General features: G+C 63.6%; 19 protein-coding genes and 1 tRNA gene. 14 read left to right on the top strand and 6 right to left on the bottom strand.

Annotation, left to right across the window (positions count from 1 at the left end):
* Positions 1 to 38 precede the first annotated feature (38 nt).
* Positions 39 to 114 (top strand) — tRNA-Val (locus AB4Z44_RS22765).
* Between the two features lie 291 nt (positions 115 to 405).
* Here AB4Z44_RS22765 and AB4Z44_RS22770 read toward each other — a convergent pair.
* Complete coding sequence (locus tag AB4Z44_RS22770) at positions 406 to 1,221, bottom strand: PEPxxWA-CTERM sorting domain-containing protein (protein ID WP_404711930.1); 816 nt, start codon at positions 1,219 to 1,221, stop codon at positions 406 to 408.
* Between the two features lie 290 nt (positions 1,222 to 1,511).
* Between AB4Z44_RS22770 and AB4Z44_RS22775 the strand changes: the two genes are divergently transcribed.
* The 5 genes from AB4Z44_RS22775 (at position 1,512) to AB4Z44_RS22795 (ending at position 4,654) form a co-directional block, all read left to right on the top strand.
* On the top strand, positions 1,512 to 2,168 hold the full coding sequence (locus AB4Z44_RS22775; RefSeq protein WP_404711931.1) for a CAP domain-containing protein: 657 nt from the start codon (positions 1,512 to 1,514) through the stop codon (positions 2,166 to 2,168).
* Positions 2,169 to 2,218: 50 nt separating this feature from the next.
* The gene (locus tag AB4Z44_RS22780; protein WP_404711932.1) at positions 2,219 to 3,832 is read left to right on the top strand and encodes a phytoene desaturase family protein; all 1,614 of its coding nucleotides are present in this window, start codon (positions 2,219 to 2,221) and stop codon (positions 3,830 to 3,832) included.
* A 2-nt stretch (positions 3,833 to 3,834) separates the two neighbouring features.
* Positions 3,835 to 4,074 (top strand): hypothetical protein, encoded by a 240-nt coding sequence (locus tag AB4Z44_RS22785; RefSeq protein ID WP_404711933.1) that lies wholly within the window; start codon positions 3,835 to 3,837, stop codon positions 4,072 to 4,074.
* Positions 4,075 to 4,149: 75 nt separating this feature from the next.
* Positions 4,150 to 4,443 (top strand): hypothetical protein, encoded by a 294-nt coding sequence (locus AB4Z44_RS22790; protein ID WP_404711934.1) that lies wholly within the window; start codon positions 4,150 to 4,152, stop codon positions 4,441 to 4,443.
* Position 4,444: 1 nt separating this feature from the next.
* Positions 4,445 to 4,654 (top strand): hypothetical protein, encoded by a 210-nt coding sequence (locus AB4Z44_RS22795; RefSeq protein ID WP_404711935.1) that lies wholly within the window; start codon positions 4,445 to 4,447, stop codon positions 4,652 to 4,654.
* A 56-nt stretch (positions 4,655 to 4,710) separates the two neighbouring features.
* Here AB4Z44_RS22795 and AB4Z44_RS22800 read toward each other — a convergent pair whose 3' ends face one another.
* Both AB4Z44_RS22800 and AB4Z44_RS22805 read right to left on the bottom strand, forming a co-directional pair.
* Positions 4,711 to 5,178, bottom strand: coding sequence for a DUF1203 domain-containing protein (locus tag AB4Z44_RS22800; RefSeq protein WP_404711936.1), 468 nt, complete (start codon positions 5,176 to 5,178; stop codon positions 4,711 to 4,713).
* Between the two features lie 150 nt (positions 5,179 to 5,328).
* Positions 5,329 to 6,024: a MarC family protein gene (locus AB4Z44_RS22805; protein WP_404711937.1), complete on the bottom strand. Its 696-nt coding sequence runs from the start codon at positions 6,022 to 6,024 to the stop codon at positions 5,329 to 5,331.
* Positions 6,025 to 6,134: 110 nt separating this feature from the next.
* Here AB4Z44_RS22805 and AB4Z44_RS22810 point away from each other — a divergent pair, with 110 nt between their 5' ends.
* The 7 genes from AB4Z44_RS22810 (at position 6,135) to AB4Z44_RS22840 (ending at position 11,705) form a co-directional block, all read left to right on the top strand.
* Positions 6,135 to 6,290, top strand: coding sequence for a DUF3309 family protein (locus AB4Z44_RS22810; protein WP_404711938.1), 156 nt, complete (start codon positions 6,135 to 6,137; stop codon positions 6,288 to 6,290).
* A gap of 456 nt (positions 6,291 to 6,746) precedes the next feature.
* Positions 6,747 to 6,983: a hypothetical protein gene (locus AB4Z44_RS22815; RefSeq protein WP_404711939.1), complete on the top strand. Its 237-nt coding sequence runs from the start codon at positions 6,747 to 6,749 to the stop codon at positions 6,981 to 6,983.
* The gene (locus tag AB4Z44_RS22820) at positions 6,980 to 7,216 is read left to right on the top strand and encodes a hypothetical protein (protein ID WP_404711940.1); all 237 of its coding nucleotides are present in this window, start codon (positions 6,980 to 6,982) and stop codon (positions 7,214 to 7,216) included. Before AB4Z44_RS22815 ends, AB4Z44_RS22820 begins: the two co-directional genes overlap by 4 nt.
* A gap of 673 nt (positions 7,217 to 7,889) precedes the next feature.
* On the top strand, positions 7,890 to 10,148 hold the full coding sequence (locus AB4Z44_RS22825; protein WP_404711941.1) for a phosphoketolase: 2,259 nt from the start codon (positions 7,890 to 7,892) through the stop codon (positions 10,146 to 10,148).
* On the top strand, positions 10,138 to 10,248 hold the full coding sequence (locus AB4Z44_RS22830) for a hypothetical protein (RefSeq protein WP_404711942.1): 111 nt from the start codon (positions 10,138 to 10,140) through the stop codon (positions 10,246 to 10,248). The genes AB4Z44_RS22825 and AB4Z44_RS22830 overlap by 11 nt, the downstream gene beginning before the upstream one ends.
* Positions 10,245 to 11,375, top strand: a complete 1,131-nt coding sequence (locus tag AB4Z44_RS22835) for an acetate/propionate family kinase (protein WP_404711943.1) — start codon at positions 10,245 to 10,247, stop codon at positions 11,373 to 11,375. Before AB4Z44_RS22830 ends, AB4Z44_RS22835 begins: the two co-directional genes overlap by 4 nt.
* A 147-nt stretch (positions 11,376 to 11,522) precedes the next feature.
* Positions 11,523 to 11,705, top strand: a complete 183-nt coding sequence (locus AB4Z44_RS22840; RefSeq protein WP_404711944.1) for a DUF3606 domain-containing protein — start codon at positions 11,523 to 11,525, stop codon at positions 11,703 to 11,705.
* 100 nt (positions 11,706 to 11,805) lie between these two features.
* Here the strand turns inward: AB4Z44_RS22840 and AB4Z44_RS22845 are convergent, their stop codons facing one another.
* A complete protein-coding gene (locus AB4Z44_RS22845) occupies positions 11,806 to 12,162 on the bottom strand; it encodes a hypothetical protein (protein ID WP_404711945.1) in 357 nt (118 codons plus the stop codon).
* A 66-nt stretch (positions 12,163 to 12,228) separates the two neighbouring features.
* Positions 12,229 to 12,699, bottom strand: a complete 471-nt coding sequence (locus AB4Z44_RS22850; RefSeq protein WP_404711946.1) for a GNAT family N-acetyltransferase — start codon at positions 12,697 to 12,699, stop codon at positions 12,229 to 12,231.
* 107 nt (positions 12,700 to 12,806) lie between these two features.
* Between AB4Z44_RS22850 and AB4Z44_RS22855 the strand changes: the two genes are divergently transcribed.
* Positions 12,807 to 13,787: a phosphoribosylaminoimidazolesuccinocarboxamide synthase gene (locus tag AB4Z44_RS22855; protein ID WP_404711947.1), complete on the top strand. Its 981-nt coding sequence runs from the start codon at positions 12,807 to 12,809 to the stop codon at positions 13,785 to 13,787.
* A 139-nt stretch (positions 13,788 to 13,926) separates the two neighbouring features.
* Here AB4Z44_RS22855 and AB4Z44_RS22860 read toward each other — a convergent pair whose 3' ends face one another.
* Positions 13,927 to 15,102, bottom strand: a complete 1,176-nt coding sequence (locus tag AB4Z44_RS22860; protein ID WP_404711948.1) for a hypothetical protein — start codon at positions 15,100 to 15,102, stop codon at positions 13,927 to 13,929.
* Positions 15,103 to 15,382 lie beyond the last annotated feature (280 nt).

The following is a 15,382-nucleotide window of genomic DNA, read 5'->3' on the forward strand; positions in this document are numbered from 1 at the left end:
TCTGAAGCTTTGGAATGGCTGGCGAAACAACCAAGGGCGGGCGATTAGCTCAGTTGGTAGAGCATCTCGTTTACACCGAGAGGGTCGGCGGTTCGAGCCCGTCATCGCCCACCACCACCGGAAATCCAGAGGCTATCGCCGATAGAAACATCGAGCGTCTGATCTCATGCACGTCTTCACAGCTAAGGCTGGGGTCTGATGAGGATAAGGGGGCCTCGACATCTGCCGGATATTGCATACGGCGCCGTGCCTACAGAACACCCGATTTCGGGTAGCCCGGCCGGTGCGTAATCCGGCGAACTTGGGCGCCGCGCTCTGGGATAGACTATCTTGAGAGAGACTGACGCCTGGTATCGTTGCGTGAGGGGCGATGTGTGAAAGCCCCTCACGTGCGAGTTCGCTACCTCATGCTTGTACGCGGCGACGGCGACGTAAGGACATGCCGATCGCGCCGAAGCCCAGGATCATCAGCGCCCAACTTGAGGGCTCAGGCACGGCGGGCGGCGGAGGAGGTGGTGGCGGATTGGGGCCGCCGCCTGGGCCGGTGTTAGGCGTGCCCGGGGGCGTCAGGGTCGGCGTATTGGGAAAAACCGACCCGGGATTCTGTGGACGGTTACCGCCAGGCGAATTGGTGAACTGATTGTCCTGCGGCGAAAGCGCATCCTGCACGGCCCTCGCAAACTCGTCGCCGAGCGGCTGATCCATGTCGCCGACGCCGAAGGCCTGCATCACCGGTGCACGATCCTGGCAGATCGGGCTGCCGAACGTCGCGCGCTGCAGCGCGTCCTTGCCGGCATGCTTGTTGCCGCCATCATGGCCAGTGCCGCCAGAGCGCTTATGAAGCGTCTTGCGCGGCTTTGAGGGCTTTTTCGGGTGCTTTTTGATAGGTTTATGCGCTGTCGGCTTGGTTACCGGCGGCTTGCTGGCCGTCGGCTTCTTGGCGTGGTTCGGCTTGTGGGCGACCGTCTTCTTCTTGGCATGCGGCTTCGCCTTCTTGTGCGGGACATGCGGCGCATGCGACGCAAAGGTGCTGCGCCCCAAAACGGGCCTTTCCGGCAACGGAGCCGATTCCTCGGAGCAGTTATTCGCAAGCAAGCCCGAATCGTTGGTCGTCTGACCGAAACCCGCGGCATTGACTGGCGATAAGGCCAAACTGACTGTGATCAGCCACGCTATGGCTACGGTACACTGCCGCATGGGTCCCCCGAAACGAATACGCACTTAAATTTTCCTTAACAGCTAAACGGCGCAACCACAAATTAGTTTCGGATCGTTAACCACACAATCGTCGTTAACGGCCCGACGGGGGTAAATCGACACGTTGCGTCGTCGTAATGATCTAGTCCCGCCTCGTGGAATTTCCAACTGCGGTACGGCCCTCTACGTACTTTCCCTCACGTTAGCCTTCTGTTAAAGGCCGCGATGCGGGATCGCGTTCACGCTGCGGGGGCAGCGTAGTGTATGCGTGATTCAGGAGTAGCAGGGGGATGTTGAGAATATCAGGGCCGGCGATGCTCGCCCTATCGTTCCTGACATTTTCCGCACCACTTTCCGCGCAGACTCCGTTCGAACGCCAGGTGCTCGAGATACTTAACCAGGCGCGTACTAATCCCGCCGCCTATGCCGAGACGCTGAAGCGCTACAAAACCTATTTCCACGCCAATGTCGTGTCGCTTCCCGGCCAGGAGGCCGATATCGAGACCGAGGAGGGGGTGGCGGTCGTCGACGAGGCGATCAACTTCCTTAGCCACCAGACGCCGCTCGCGCCGATCGCGCTCGCGCCCTTGTTGGAGGGCAGCTCAGCCGATCATGTGCGCGACCAGGGCGCGTCGGGCGAGACCGGGCATGAAGGCTCCGACGGATCGTCGCCCGCCCAGCGCGTCCGGCGCCGCGGTGGGGGCGCCTATGTCGCCGAAGTCATCGCTTATGGCCCTGTCGATGCGGTCGATGCCGTCCGCCAGCTCATCGTCGACGACGGAGTCGAGGACCGCGGCCACCGCCAGATCATCTTTTCGCCCGAACTGCGCTTCGGCGGCGTCTCGTGCGGCAAGCACCCCGAATTCAACACGATGTGCGTTATCGACATGTCGGTCACCGCCGATGCGAAGGAAGCAAGCGGCGGCACCCGCGTGGCACATGCCGACACGCCGCAGCACCCGACTAACTGAACGATCCGCGCCCTCTATCGCGGATGTTGACCGGCTATTATGCGGGCGGGATGGCAACCAGTAAATATGACGCCGTCATCATCGGCGGGGGGCATAACGGGCTCGTCTGCGCTTTCTATCTGGCGCGCGCCGGCAAACGGGTACGCGTGCTGGAGCGGCGCGCGATCGTGGGTGGAGCGGCGGTTACCGAGGAATTCCATCCCGGTTTCCGCAATTCGGTGGCGAGCTACACGGTCAGCCTGCTTCAGCCGAAGGTCATCCGCGACATGGGGCTCGCGGCACGCGGCCTGCGCATCGTCGAACGCCCGATCTCGAACTTCCTGCCGCAGGAGGATGGCGGCTATCTGAAGCTTGGTGGTGGGCTGGCGCGGACGCAGGAGGAGTTTCGCCGCTTCTCGGCGCATGATGCCGCTGTCCTTCCCCAATATTACGACGCACTCGAAGGCGTGGCCGATGTGCTCCGCGATCTCGCGCTGCGTACCCCGCCCAATGTCGGCGACGGGCTTGCCATGCTGGTCGATGCCGCGCGGCAGGGTCGGGGGCTCGCCGGGCTCGATCTGGCGGCCAAGCGCGACGTGCTCGATCTCTTCACCAAATCCGCGCGGACCTTCCTCGATGGATGGTTCGAGAGCGAGGCGGTCAAGGCGGCGTTCGGCTTCGACGCGATCGTCGGCAATTTCGCCAGCCCCGATACGCCCGGATCGGCCTATGTGCTGCTCCACCATGTCTTCGGCGAGGTGAACGGCAAGAAGGGCGCCTGGGGCCATGCGATCGGCGGCATGGGCGCGATTACGCAGGCGATGCAGGCGGCGTGCGTGGAAGCGGGCGTCGAGATCAGCGTCGACGCGCCGGTGGCACGTGTGCTGGTCGATGGCGGCCGCGCGATCGGCGTGCGGCTGGAAAGCGGCGAAGAGGCGATGGGAGCGGCGGTGGTCGCCAATGTCGGGCCGCGCCTGCTGTACGACCGCCTGATCGCCAGCGAGGATCTCACGCCTGAATATCGCCGCCGGGTGAAGGGCTTCAAGGTCGGATCCGGCACCTTCCGGATGAACGTCGCGCTGTCCGAACTGCCGCGCTTCACATGCCTGCCCGAGCCGGGCGAGCATCACCAGAGCGGGATCATCATCGCCCCGACTCTCGACTACATGGATCGCGCTTATACCGACGCGAAGACGGGCGGCATGTCGAAGGCGCCGATCGTCGAGATGCTGATCCCATCCACGGTCGACGACAGCCTCGCCCCGCCGGGCCAGCACGTCGCGAGCCTGTTCTGCCAGCAATTCGCGCCCGAACTGCCCGACGGCCGCTCGTGGGACGATCGGCGCGAGGAAGCCGCCGATCTGATCGTCGATACGGTCGAACATTATGCGCCGGGCTTCCGGGCATCGGTCATCGCGCGTCAGATCCATTCGCCGCTCGATCTGGAGCGCAAATTCGGGCTGATGGGGGGCGACATCATGCACGGCAACATGACGCTCGATCAGCTCTGGGCGGCGCGGCCGATCCTGGGCAACGGCGCCTATCGCGGGCCACTCAAAGGGCTGTATATGTGCGGGGCCGGCACCCACCCGGGCGGCGGCGTCACGGGTGCGCCCGGCCATAATGCCGCACGCGAGATACTGGCCGACCAGGGGTTGTTCGGTCGGCTGCGGGGCCGGAGCTGATCATGGCGAAGCATCGGATCAAAACCGAAAGCCAGATCGGCGAGGAGATCCGCCGCCGCGCGCAGGGGGCGGCCGATGCCGCCGATCAACAGGTCAGGATTCGGACACCGTCGGTTACGCGCATCGACGAGCCGACGTTGTACGGATCGCACTGGATTCTGGAGACAGCGGACGGGCCAGGCATCGCCTTCGTCGAGAAAGCGGCGATTCAGATCGCGAAGATCTGGGATGTTGTTTCGTAGGTCCCGCCCGGACGAGAGGTGGTTACTCGCTGATTTGAAACATTTTATCCGTGGACCCATGCCGCTGCGCGCGCGTTGAGGGAGGCGAAGCGCCGTGGCGGCGCGGTGGACAAGGATCGAGATCGAGCGGTGGCCTTCACAATCAAAGACGATGCGGCCAAACCCACCGCGGCTTCCCGCGCGGAGCGCGACAATCGCGGCGAAACCCATTTCGAATGGCTCGCGCGCATCGTGCTCGAAGAGGATCGGCGGCTCGCACCCTTCACGTATGGCGAACCGGCCACGGGCGGCGAGCGGCGGCGCTGGGATTTGCGGAAAGGCCTGTTCGCTGCGGCCCGCACGCGACGCGCGCTGCTGCAGGACGGATGATATGCCGTCGCACCCTGTCCATCTCACGGGCAAGATTGTCGGCCAGGTCCTGAAGACCGCCTATCCAAGCGGCCAGCCCGGATCGTTCAGCGACGAGATTGCCGATCTGCTCCGGCAGCTCGACGCGATTTCGATCGCGCCCGCACCAGCATCTGCCGCCTCTCGCCTTGCGGACATCATCGCTCGTGAATGGGACGACGGCGCCCGTTGATCGGGTTCGGCGCTCGTCCGAACCCGCCCGCGATCGGATGTGAAAGTGAAACGTGGTCAGGCCCGCTCGATCCGCGCGGCATAGCAGCCGCGCTTGGCATAATGAGCGTGGAGGTACGAAACCACCCGATTGCCGAGGAAGCGGTCGATCAGGCCTTCGATGGCCTGGCCATCGACCAGATCGGCATCGACCATCTCGCCAGCCGAATCGAAAGCGCGGAGCGAGATCGGCCTGATCCGGATCACATCGGGGATGCGATCGATGGCCGCATAAGCCGTCCGCGCGCCTTCGCGGACGAAGATGGCATGACTCGCACGATAGGGCGTATCGGCGGGCTGATGGACATGGTTGAGCAGGATCGCGCTTTCGCCTGGCTCAAGGTCGCGCATTTCGATCCGATCGGGAAAGCCGGGCGCCTTGTCGACGCGATAGCGCCGCGCGCCGACGGCGGACAGAGCGTCATCATCGAGACCGTAAAGATGCTCGAATTGTGCCGGATCGAGGCCGGTAAGACGGAATGCCATGAGAAGCTCCTGCGAGTTGCAGGGGGGGTAGCTCGTCGTGACGAGCCGTTGCGTCCCGTTTCTTGCCGGCAAAAGGTAAATCACACCGCTTGGTAAGGCGGCGGTGAAGTCGGGGATTGTCCGCTTCCCGCGTCTGTACCAGACGGTCGGTCAGGCGCGGAAGGTGCCGCGGATGATCGCATCCGCCACGCCCGTAATACCCGTGACGACGATCTGCACGCCGACGCAAAGCAGAAGGAACGCCACCAGCCGCGACAGGACCCGCGCGCCACCGGGGCCGAGCAGAGCCACCACCCGATCCGACCAGCGGAAACTGAGCCAGATCGAGAAGGCGAGGCAGGCGGCCGCAAGGCTCATGCCCCAGAAGAAGGGCAGCGTGCCGATCCCGCTGGAGGGGCGCTGCGATGACAGCGCCACCGCCACCGCGATCGTGCCCGGCCCGGTGGTGAGCGGGATGGTGAGCGGAAAGAAGGCGATATCCTCCTCTTCGACGTCCTGCGCCGGTGCGGCCGCACTCACCTTGCGCTCTTCATGGGCAGCGGGTTGCATCAACAAGGCCCAGGCGCGGATCGCAACGACCAGGCCGCCCGCAATCCGCAGCGCGGCAAGGCTGATGCCGAAGAAGTTGAGGACATAGCCCCCCAGCCACAACGAGGCGAGCAGCACGATCAGCGAATAGATCGCCACCTTGTGCGCCAGCTTATGGCTTTCGGCGCGCGACCGGCCCGCGATCACCTGGTTGAAGATCAGCGCGGCCCCGATCGGATTGACGATCGAGAACAAGGCGGGAAAGGCGAGCAGGAACGCACCGATCACGCTGCCGAGCGGAAGCGGGTTAAAGTCCATCAATATCCCTTGCGCGTTGCGACGCTCTCTTTCCCGCCGCGATAGCATGCCGCGGTGGAACCGACATCATTTACGGGCGGTTACGCTTCCACATTTCGGGAGTAAAACAAATGCTCGGCACAATCCTGATCATCCTGCTCATATTATTCCTCATCGGCGCGCTGCCGAATTGGGGGCACAGCCGCAACTGGGGATATGCGCCGTCCGGCGGCCTCGGCCTGATCCTGGTGATCGTCATCATCCTGGTCCTGCTCGGCCAGATCTAGGAGCGACCCGGATACCAGCGCGCCGTGTGTCGGGCTGAGCGGCGCGATCATGCCCGGGCTGGAGGGAATGCATCGATCCCGGCCCGTGGCAGTCGGGTGGTGCGACGCATCGTCGCGGCGGTGTCGGCACGGGTGATTGTTTTGCCTCGTGGGCACGCCATATACGTGAGATCGCACCTCCGCCACGAGCAAGGATGCGACCGAGAGATACTTCGTGCTCCCGCTCAGACGAGGAGCAGACTATGTCACGACCTCCTATCACTCGCGTCGATACGGCATTTCAGCCGTCGGATCGGCCGCTTCCCGTCATAACGTTCATGTACGGCGCTGGCGGGATCGCCGAACCATATGGGCTGGCAGATCCGATCATGGCGATCACCGAGTTCCGGGTCATGCTTGGCGCGGACGCGCCGGCTCGATGTGCTGACAGCGGGCCGGCCTGAAGGGGGATCGGTCATGTCGCGCATCATCTGTATCGACGCCAACCGCACGGACGTTCTCGCCACGTGCCTGGACCGGAATATCCGGGTCAGCATGATCGAAACGCTGCAATCAGGCGGTACGCGTATCGTCCTGTTCAATTCGCATGACGCCGCCTTGCTTGGCACCTTCTACGGTGCGAAGGTCCTGACCGAAGCGATCACCCGGACGTCAGTCCGCTTCAGGCATCCGGAAACAGGGTCGGTGCGATGAGCGATGACCTTCACGGCGAACGTTTGAGGCCGGCCGCGTTCGGGGCATGGCTGTTGATCCAAACCGACCGGGACGGGTGGATCGGCGATCTTGCCAAGGCTGCCAAGGCCGATCGCGGTTTCCCGTGCGACGGCGACGCCGATGCGATCCGCGCGCATCTGAGTGCCAGACAGGCCGATGCCGATATGCTCGAAGCGCTCGACGATGCCGAAGGCATCTGGTTGCGCGAATGACATCGCGCCATCCCGGCTGAAAGCACGGCACCGAAAGGCCGGCCCGTCCTGGAGCGCCGGCGCGGTCCTAGGCGTTCTTTCCAACCGTATCCGGTCTTTCCGACCAACCCCTTCGACGCTCTTCTGAGCATCGTCGCGGAAGCAAGCAGTCGGCCGTCGCTCCATGCAAGGGCGGTTCGGCCCTTGACTCGGCGCCGAGCAATGGCACGGCATCGTTCTTTTTGGAACCAGAGATGGCATCGAGCCGACGAAGCCGTATGCGATAGGCACGCGCCAGAGCCTCATGGGCCAATTGTGCGGTTCGGTCCTTCGCAGATCGTGCGGCCCCAAGCGTGGCGGCCAGACGGCGAGTCAAATAGGCGTTTTCCACGATCTCTCTCCGCTACGGGCGGTAACGCAATGCTCCGCGAGGCCTCTCTGGCGCCGACTGGCTGAACATTCCCGATTACGTGGGAATATATGGGTCGCCGCAAGAAATTTCCTAAGAGAAAAATTAAAATATCTATCGAGTATAATCGCCGAGATGTCGCAGGCGTATTGGAATACGTCAAAATCTGTCGCTCGAAATTTTACGCGTAATATTATTGCAACCCTGATATGCTGATATAAGACAGGAAAAGATCCGAATGTCATTCGCTCGTCGGGCGGCGACCCTCATATCCCGGAGGCACCAATGGCCGAAACCCTGTCACCCGATCTTCTCGCCCAAATGGACGCTTATTGGCGAGCAGCCAATTATCTGTCGGTCGGGCAGATCTATCTGCGCGACAATCCGCTGCTGGAGGAGCCGCTGCGGATCGAGCATGTCAAGCCGCGCCTGCTGGGCCATTGGGGAACGACCACCGGCCTCAATTTCCTCTATGTCCATCTCAACCGGCTGATTACCCAGCATGATCTGGACATGATCTACGTGATCGGCCCAGGCCATGGCGGCCCCGGGCTGGTCGCGCACACCTATCTGGAGGGTTCATATACCGAACTCTATCCCGCGATCGAGCGCGATCGCAGCGGGATGCGCAGGCTGTTCCGTCAGTTTTCCTGGCCGGGCGGCATTCCGAGCCACGTCGCGCCGGAGACGCCCGGATCGATCCATGAAGGTGGCGAGCTCGGCTATTCGCTCGCGCATGCTTATGGTGCGGCGTTCGACAATCCGGATCTGATCGTCGCCTGCATCGTCGGCGATGGCGAGGCCGAGACGGGTCCGCTCGCCACGAGCTGGCATTCGAACAAGTTTCTCAATCCCGCGCGCGACGGCGTGGTACTGCCGATCCTCCACCTGAACGGCTTCAAGATCGCGAATCCCACCGTGCTGGCGCGGATCGGCCGCGAGGAGTTGACCGATCTGCTGCGTGGCTATGGTCACGAGCCTTTTTTCGTCGAAGGCGACGATCCGTCCCTCGTCCACCAGCAGCTCGCCGCCACGCTCGATACCGTGCTCGAACGGATCCGCGCGATCCAGGCCGCCGCCCGTGCGCCGGATGCGGGCGATCCGGTCCGCCCGCGTTGGCCGATGATCGTGTTCCGCACGCCCAAAGGCTGGACCGGGCCGAAGGTGATCGACGGCAAGCCGGTCGAGGGCACATGGCGCGCGCATCAGGTGCCGATCGCCAATTTCGACAAGCCGGAGCATCTGCTTCAGCTCGAAGCGTGGCTGCGCAGCTATCGGGCCGAGGAGTTGTTCGACGCCAACGGCAAGCTGATAGAGGAACTGGCCGCGCTCGCGCCGACCGGCCGTCGGCGGATGGGATCCAATCCCCATGCCAATGGCGGCGCGCTGATGCAGCCGCTCGCCATGCCGCACTTTCGCGATCATGCGGTCGAGGTCGCGTCCCCCGGTGCCGTTCGGGCCGAGGCGACGCGCGTGCTGGGTGGCTTCGTGCGCGATGTGATGAAGCTCAATCTGGCGGCCGCCAATTTCCGTCTCTTCGGGCCCGACGAGACCGCGTCGAACCGGCTGGAAGCGGTCTACGACGTTTCCGGCAAGGTCTGGATGGCGGATGTCGAAGCGATCGACGAGCATCTCACCCCGACCGGCCGGGTGATGGAGGTGCTGAGCGAGCATCTTTGCCAGGGGTGGCTCGAAGGCTATTTGCTGACCGGCCGCCACGGCTTCTTCTCGTGCTATGAAGCGTTCATTCATATCGTGGATTCGATGGTCAACCAGCATGCCAAGTGGCTGAAGGTCAGTGCCAAGATACCGTGGCGTCGACCGATCGCGTCGCTCAACTATCTGCTCACCTCGCATGTCTGGCGCCAGGACCATAATGGCCTGTCGCATCAGGATCCCGGCTTCATCGATCATCTCGCCAACAAGAAGGCCGACGTCGCGCGCATCTATCTTCCGCCCGACGCGAATTGCCTGCTGTCGGTGGCGGATCATTGCCTGCGCAGCCGCGGCTACATCAACCTGATCGTCGCGGGCAAGCAGCCCGAATGGCAGTGGCTGACAATGGATGAAGCGATCGCGCACTGCACGATCGGTGCGGGCATCTGGCACTGGGCGAGCGACGAGGGCGAACCCGACATCGTGATCGCCAGCGCTGGCGACGTGCCGACGCTCGAGGCGCTGGCGGCGGTGACCTTGCTGCGCACCTACGTGGACGACATTCGCATCCGCTTCGTCAACGTCGTCGATCTGATGGTGCTGCAGCCGCAATCCGAGCATCCGCATGGCCTGGCCGATGCCGATTTCGAGGAATTGTTCACCGCCGACAAGCCCGTCATCTTCGCCTTTCACGGCTATCCGGCGATGATTTACAAGCTCACCTACCGTCGCCCGAACCACGACAATATCCACGTCCGCGGCTATAAGGAGGAAGGCACGACGACGACGCCGTTCGACATGGTCGTGCTCAACGATCTCGATCGCTATCGAACTCGCGCTCGATGCGATCTTGCGCATTCCGCGCTTGCGCGATCGCGTGCCGGCTGAAACCCAACGTTACTGGACGTCGATCGAGCGCCATAAATTGTACGTCGCCGAGCATGGCGAAGACCTGCCCGAGATCCGCGACTGGCGCTGGGCGCGATGATCGTCGTCACGCTCAATAGCGGGTCGTCGTCGTTGAAATTCGGTCTCTATCGGATGGTTGTGTCCCAACCGGAAGCGCTGCTCACCGGCAGCGTGGAAGGGCAGACGATGAAGGTCGATGGCCGGCCGGACGTGAGGATGCCGGCTGCGACATCGGCGGCCGCGATCGGCGCGATAAAGACGTTGCTGGCCGACGCGCAATTGCCGCCGCCCGACGCGATCGGACATCGGATCGTGCACGGCGGCCCGACACTGCTGAGCCACGCCCTGATCGACGATCAGGTGCTGCGCGCGCTGCAGGCGGCGACCGCATTATCCCCGCTGCATGCGCCGGCTGCGCTCGCCATCATCCAACTCGCCCGCAATGCCTGGCCCGACATTCCCCAGGTGGCGTGTTTCGATACGGCTTTCCATGCCGGCCTGCCGGATATCGCCCGTATTCTGCCGCTGCCGCATGCGCTGAAGACAGAAGGCGTGCGGCGTTATGGCTTTCACGGCCTCTCCTGTGAATCGATCGTGCGCCAGCTGGGCGATGATCGCCCGCGCCGGCTGATCATCGCGCATCTGGGCAACGGGGCCAGCGTCACCGCCGTTCGCGATGGGCGCTCGATCGATACCAGCATGGGATTGACGCCTTCGGGCGGGGTCATGATGGGAACGCGTAGTGGCGATATCGATCCGGGCATCCTGATCTACCTGCTGCGCGAGAAGGCGATCGACCCCGGCGCGCTCGAAGATCTGATCGATCATCGATCGGGCCTGCTGGGCGTTTCGCGTTGCAGCGGGGACATGCGTCTGCTCCATGAGGCGGCGCCGGCCAATCCGGACGCACGGCTCGCCATTGCGATGTTCTGCATGTCCGTTGCCAAGCAGATCGCGGCGATGATGGTTGTGCTCGATGGGGTCGATACGATCGTTTTCACCGGGGGCATCGGCGAGCATGACGCGGCGGTGCGTGGCGAGATTTGCAGCCGGCTTGCCTGGACCGGGCTCGTCATCGATGACGAGCGCAATCGTGCCGCCCGGAACGGGATCGAGGCGGAGTCCTCGCGCTGCCGCGTGCGCGTCTTGCCATCGCAGGAGGACGAGCAGATCGCACTCCACGCGCGATCGCTCGCGGGACCTTGATCCGCCCCGGCCGACCTACGCCTGACCGAAGCGATCAGCGGTGCCGCCCATTCCCGGGCAGTAGCAAGAGCGATCCATCTTTACGGCAACGCGGGCCAAACAACGCGTTTTAAGCGTTTAACCCCATTCGAACATCAGGAGACAGATATGGCCGACGACAAGACGAAGCGCGCGCCGCAGGATAAGTCGCGGATTGCAATGGGCGAGGATTATGAGATTGCCTATTGGTCGAAGAAGTTCGGCGTGGGCAAGGACACGCTGGCCGAAGCGGTGAGCGCCGTCGGCAACAGTGCCCAGAAGGTGGCCGATTTCCTCAATAAACGGTTGTAGCCGGCTGGCCGGTCCTTATGCCGGCGAAACCATACCGCGTCGAATACGATCTTGTTGCCCGTGGCTCATCGGCCCTAGCGATCGGCAATGATTGCAGGTTCTATAGGGAGCCGGGCTGCACGGGCGCGCCAAGCTTTTCCAGCCACGCGCGCGCCTGCTTCGGCTCGCCCACCGCGCTCGACGCGACCGGGCCGCGTGATGCCAGAAACTGCCGGTGCAGTTCGAACGGCTCCAGGCCGAGCGTTTCGCGGGCGTTGTCGATCGCTTCGCCCATTTCCGCCAGATTATCGACCACCGGTGCGATTTTGGCGCGGGTTCGGCGATCCTGATCATGATCGAACAGCCCACGCCCGCCGGCGGCGGTCATCTGGAGCGCCGCGATCAAGGCCGCCAGATAGTCGGCCTCCAGCTCGGTGCGCAGGATTTCCAGGCGTTCGAGGCGTTCGGCTTTGGCCATGATCCTGCCTGAGCGCGATGCGCGTGGGCGTCAATGCCCGGCCACACTGATGACGACTTCATCATGTCAGGTCAGCGACTGGCGATAGACCAGAAAGCCCGAACGCTCGGCGACGCGATCGTAGAGCTTCCGCGCGACCGCATTGGTTTCGTGCGTGTGCCAATAGAGACGCGGCGAGCCTGCTGCCTCGGCGCGCGCGGCGACCGCCGCAATCAGCGCTCCGCCGACTCCCTTGCCGCGCGCTTCGTGCGTCGTGAACAAATCCTGCAGGTAGCAGATCGGCGCGATCGTGGTGGTGCTTCGGTGAAAGAGATAGTGCGCCAAACCGATCAGTGTGCCCTGTTGCTCGGCGACCAGCGCGTGAACGGGCTCCGCATCGTCGAAAAACCTCGCCCACGTCGTTTCGCTGATCTCGTCTGGAAGGGCCGTATCGCCCGAGCGGCCGTAAAAGCTATTATATCCATCCCACAAAGGGCGCCAACCGGCATGGTCGGTTTCGCGGAGCGGGCGGATCGTGAAGCTCTGATCGATCGTCATGGCCTGGCGATAAAGCTGCGCGGACGTGCCGTCGAGCGCACCTCGCCGCTGACAAAGCCGGCGACGGGGGCTAGGGCGTAGCGACCGCCCGGCCATAGGATCTGCGCATGCCGTTTACCGATTTCGCCGCTTTCGCATCGCGCACGCTGACCGATGCCACGATTCCGGAGCTGCCGAACCATTATCGCGGCAAGGTCCGCGACAATTACGATCTGCCCGATGGGCGCCGCATCATCATCGCCAGCGATCGACTGAGTGCGTTCGATCGGATCCTGTGCGCGATCCCGTTCAAAGGCGAAGTGCTGACCCAGACCGCGCGCTTCTGGTTCGAACAGACCGCCGATATCTGCGCCAATCATGTGCTGGAATATCCGGATCCCAACGTCCTGATCTGCCGCAGGCTCGATATCCTGCCGGTCGAGATCGTCGTTCGCGGCTATCTCGCCGGGACGACCGGAACGTCGATCCTGACGCTCTACAAGAAGGGGCAGCGCACGATGTACGGCATGACGCTGCCCGATGGGCTGCGCGACAATGCCCGGCTTGCAGAGCCGATCATCACGCCGACCAGCAAGGAATTCGATGGCGGCCATGACGAGCCGCTGACGCCTGCCGAGATCCTCGACCGCAAGCTCCTCACCGCGGCGCAATGGGATGAACTGAGCGCGACCGCGCTGGCCTTGTTCGCGCGCGGCCAGACGATGGCGGAGGAGCGCGGGCTGATCCTGGCCGACACCAAATATGAATTCGGCGTCACCCCCGACGGCAGCATCGTGCTGGCCGACGAGATCCATACCCCCGACAGCAGCCGCTACTGGCGCCGCGCAAGCTATCAGGCACGCTTCGAGTCGGGCGAGCGGCCCGACAGCTTCGACAAGGATTTCGTGCGATCGTGGGTCGCGGCGCGCTGCGATCCCTACACGGATCCGATCCCGGCGATTCCGGAAGACCTGATTCTCGGCACCGCTGCGGTCTACGCCGAGGCGTTCGAAACCATCACGGGCAAGGCCTTTGCCCCCGATCTCGCCGGGGCCACGGTGCTCGATCGCATCCGCGCGCAACTGACGTCATTTTTTGCCATTGATTGAACCGTTTCAGGCAAATTTGCGGGGCTCCCGCCCGGCGGGGGCACGCTCCTTACCGATATTCCTAACCATTGAATGATCTTGCCGCTCGCGGGCGAGCGGCTCGAACGGTGCGGTCCGGGGCGCCCCCGGACCGATATCGTTATTGCGCCGCTGCCGGATCGTGATCGAACGGCACCGCGAAGCGGGCGCGCGAATCCTTCTCGTCCGGCTTGGCGGTGCCCGCCGCCACCGCGGCCCGATGCGCGCGGGAGGCGGTTATGTAGTTGCGCACCTGCACGTCGCCTTCGTGGCAGGCATATTCGAAGAATTTATAATTGTCGTCGCGCGCCCAATCGAGCTGCGCGGTCCACGGCTTCACATAGACTTCGGGATCGTCATACGTGATCGAGTAGCTGATCGTATTGGCGTCGGTCATCGTGAGCCGCTCGATCGTATGCGCCTTGTCGCTGGTCGGCGTGGTGTTGAACGGCGGGGTCGCCTGCGTCGCCATGTTGAGCGGGGAGGCGGCGCGCTTCGCCAGATCGTGGGTCGCGCTGTCGCCCGATTTGATGTTGGTCGTCTCGATGACGAAGGTCTTGCCCTCCCAGTGGCCGACGCTGTCGCCCATCCATGCCTCTACCGGCTTGGGCCAATGCGCCTGCTTGCCGATCGGAATCACGCGCGTGCCCAGCATCTCGAGCGCGATGATCATGTAGCCCGGCGCCTGGAAGATGCGGATCCCGTTATTGTAGCGGAACGGGAACATCGAGGCCGGGAACCCGCGCGAGATGCAGCGATCCCACGTGTCGAAATCGTCGACCCAGTCATATTCCTGGCCGACCACCCAGCCCGAACGCCCGGCCTTGAACAGCTTCTCGGCCTGCGGCGTGAGCGCTGGCAACTGGCCGTCGGCGGGGCTCACCAGCATCGACGAGCGGTGCGCATAGGAAGCGGTCTTCGCCCACTGCGTCAGACCCTGGGTACCGCCGGCATTGACGCCCTTGTCCTGCCCGAACGCGCCATCGGATTTCTCGGCAGCGGCGACGCGCTTGGCATATTCGGCGTCGGTCAGCCACGCGCGGTTGCCAAATACCTTGGGGCGCTGAAACAGGATGCGGATGTTGTTGAGATTCTCGATCGGCCAGGTGCCGCGGAAATCGTAATCGCCCCACGGCGTCCTGTTGGGGGTATACGTCGTCGGGGGCGACGGCAGCGCGGTCAGGTCCGCAGGCACCTTCTCCTGTGCCACCGCGGCCGAACCTGCCATGAAGGATGCCACCGTGGCGATGGCGGATGCCGCCGTGACGATGCGCGCTGCGAAACCCCGATGCCCCATCTTCGTTGACTCTCTCCAGTTTATCTATCGGCCACCATCTATGGCTTTTTTGGGGGGCAGGCCAGCCCTTTCGGCGGGGCGAGTGCAGCGAATTCAGCCCTTCAGAGAGAGGGCACTGGAGAGAAGGCCCATGGCTGCCCGCGACCGTGGTCGGTGCGGGGTACGCCCACGGATCGTCGCAAACGTTGCAAATGCCCACTTTTCAGGATCCGCGAGCCGCGCCGGACCGGGACGCGCAGCCTTGGGTATCGACTCAGGTTCTATTTGTCCGAAAAGCCGG

Source organism: Sphingomonas sp. MMS24-J13, assembly GCF_044905095.1.
In the GTDB taxonomy this organism is placed as follows: domain Bacteria; phylum Pseudomonadota; class Alphaproteobacteria; order Sphingomonadales; family Sphingomonadaceae; genus Sphingomonas_I.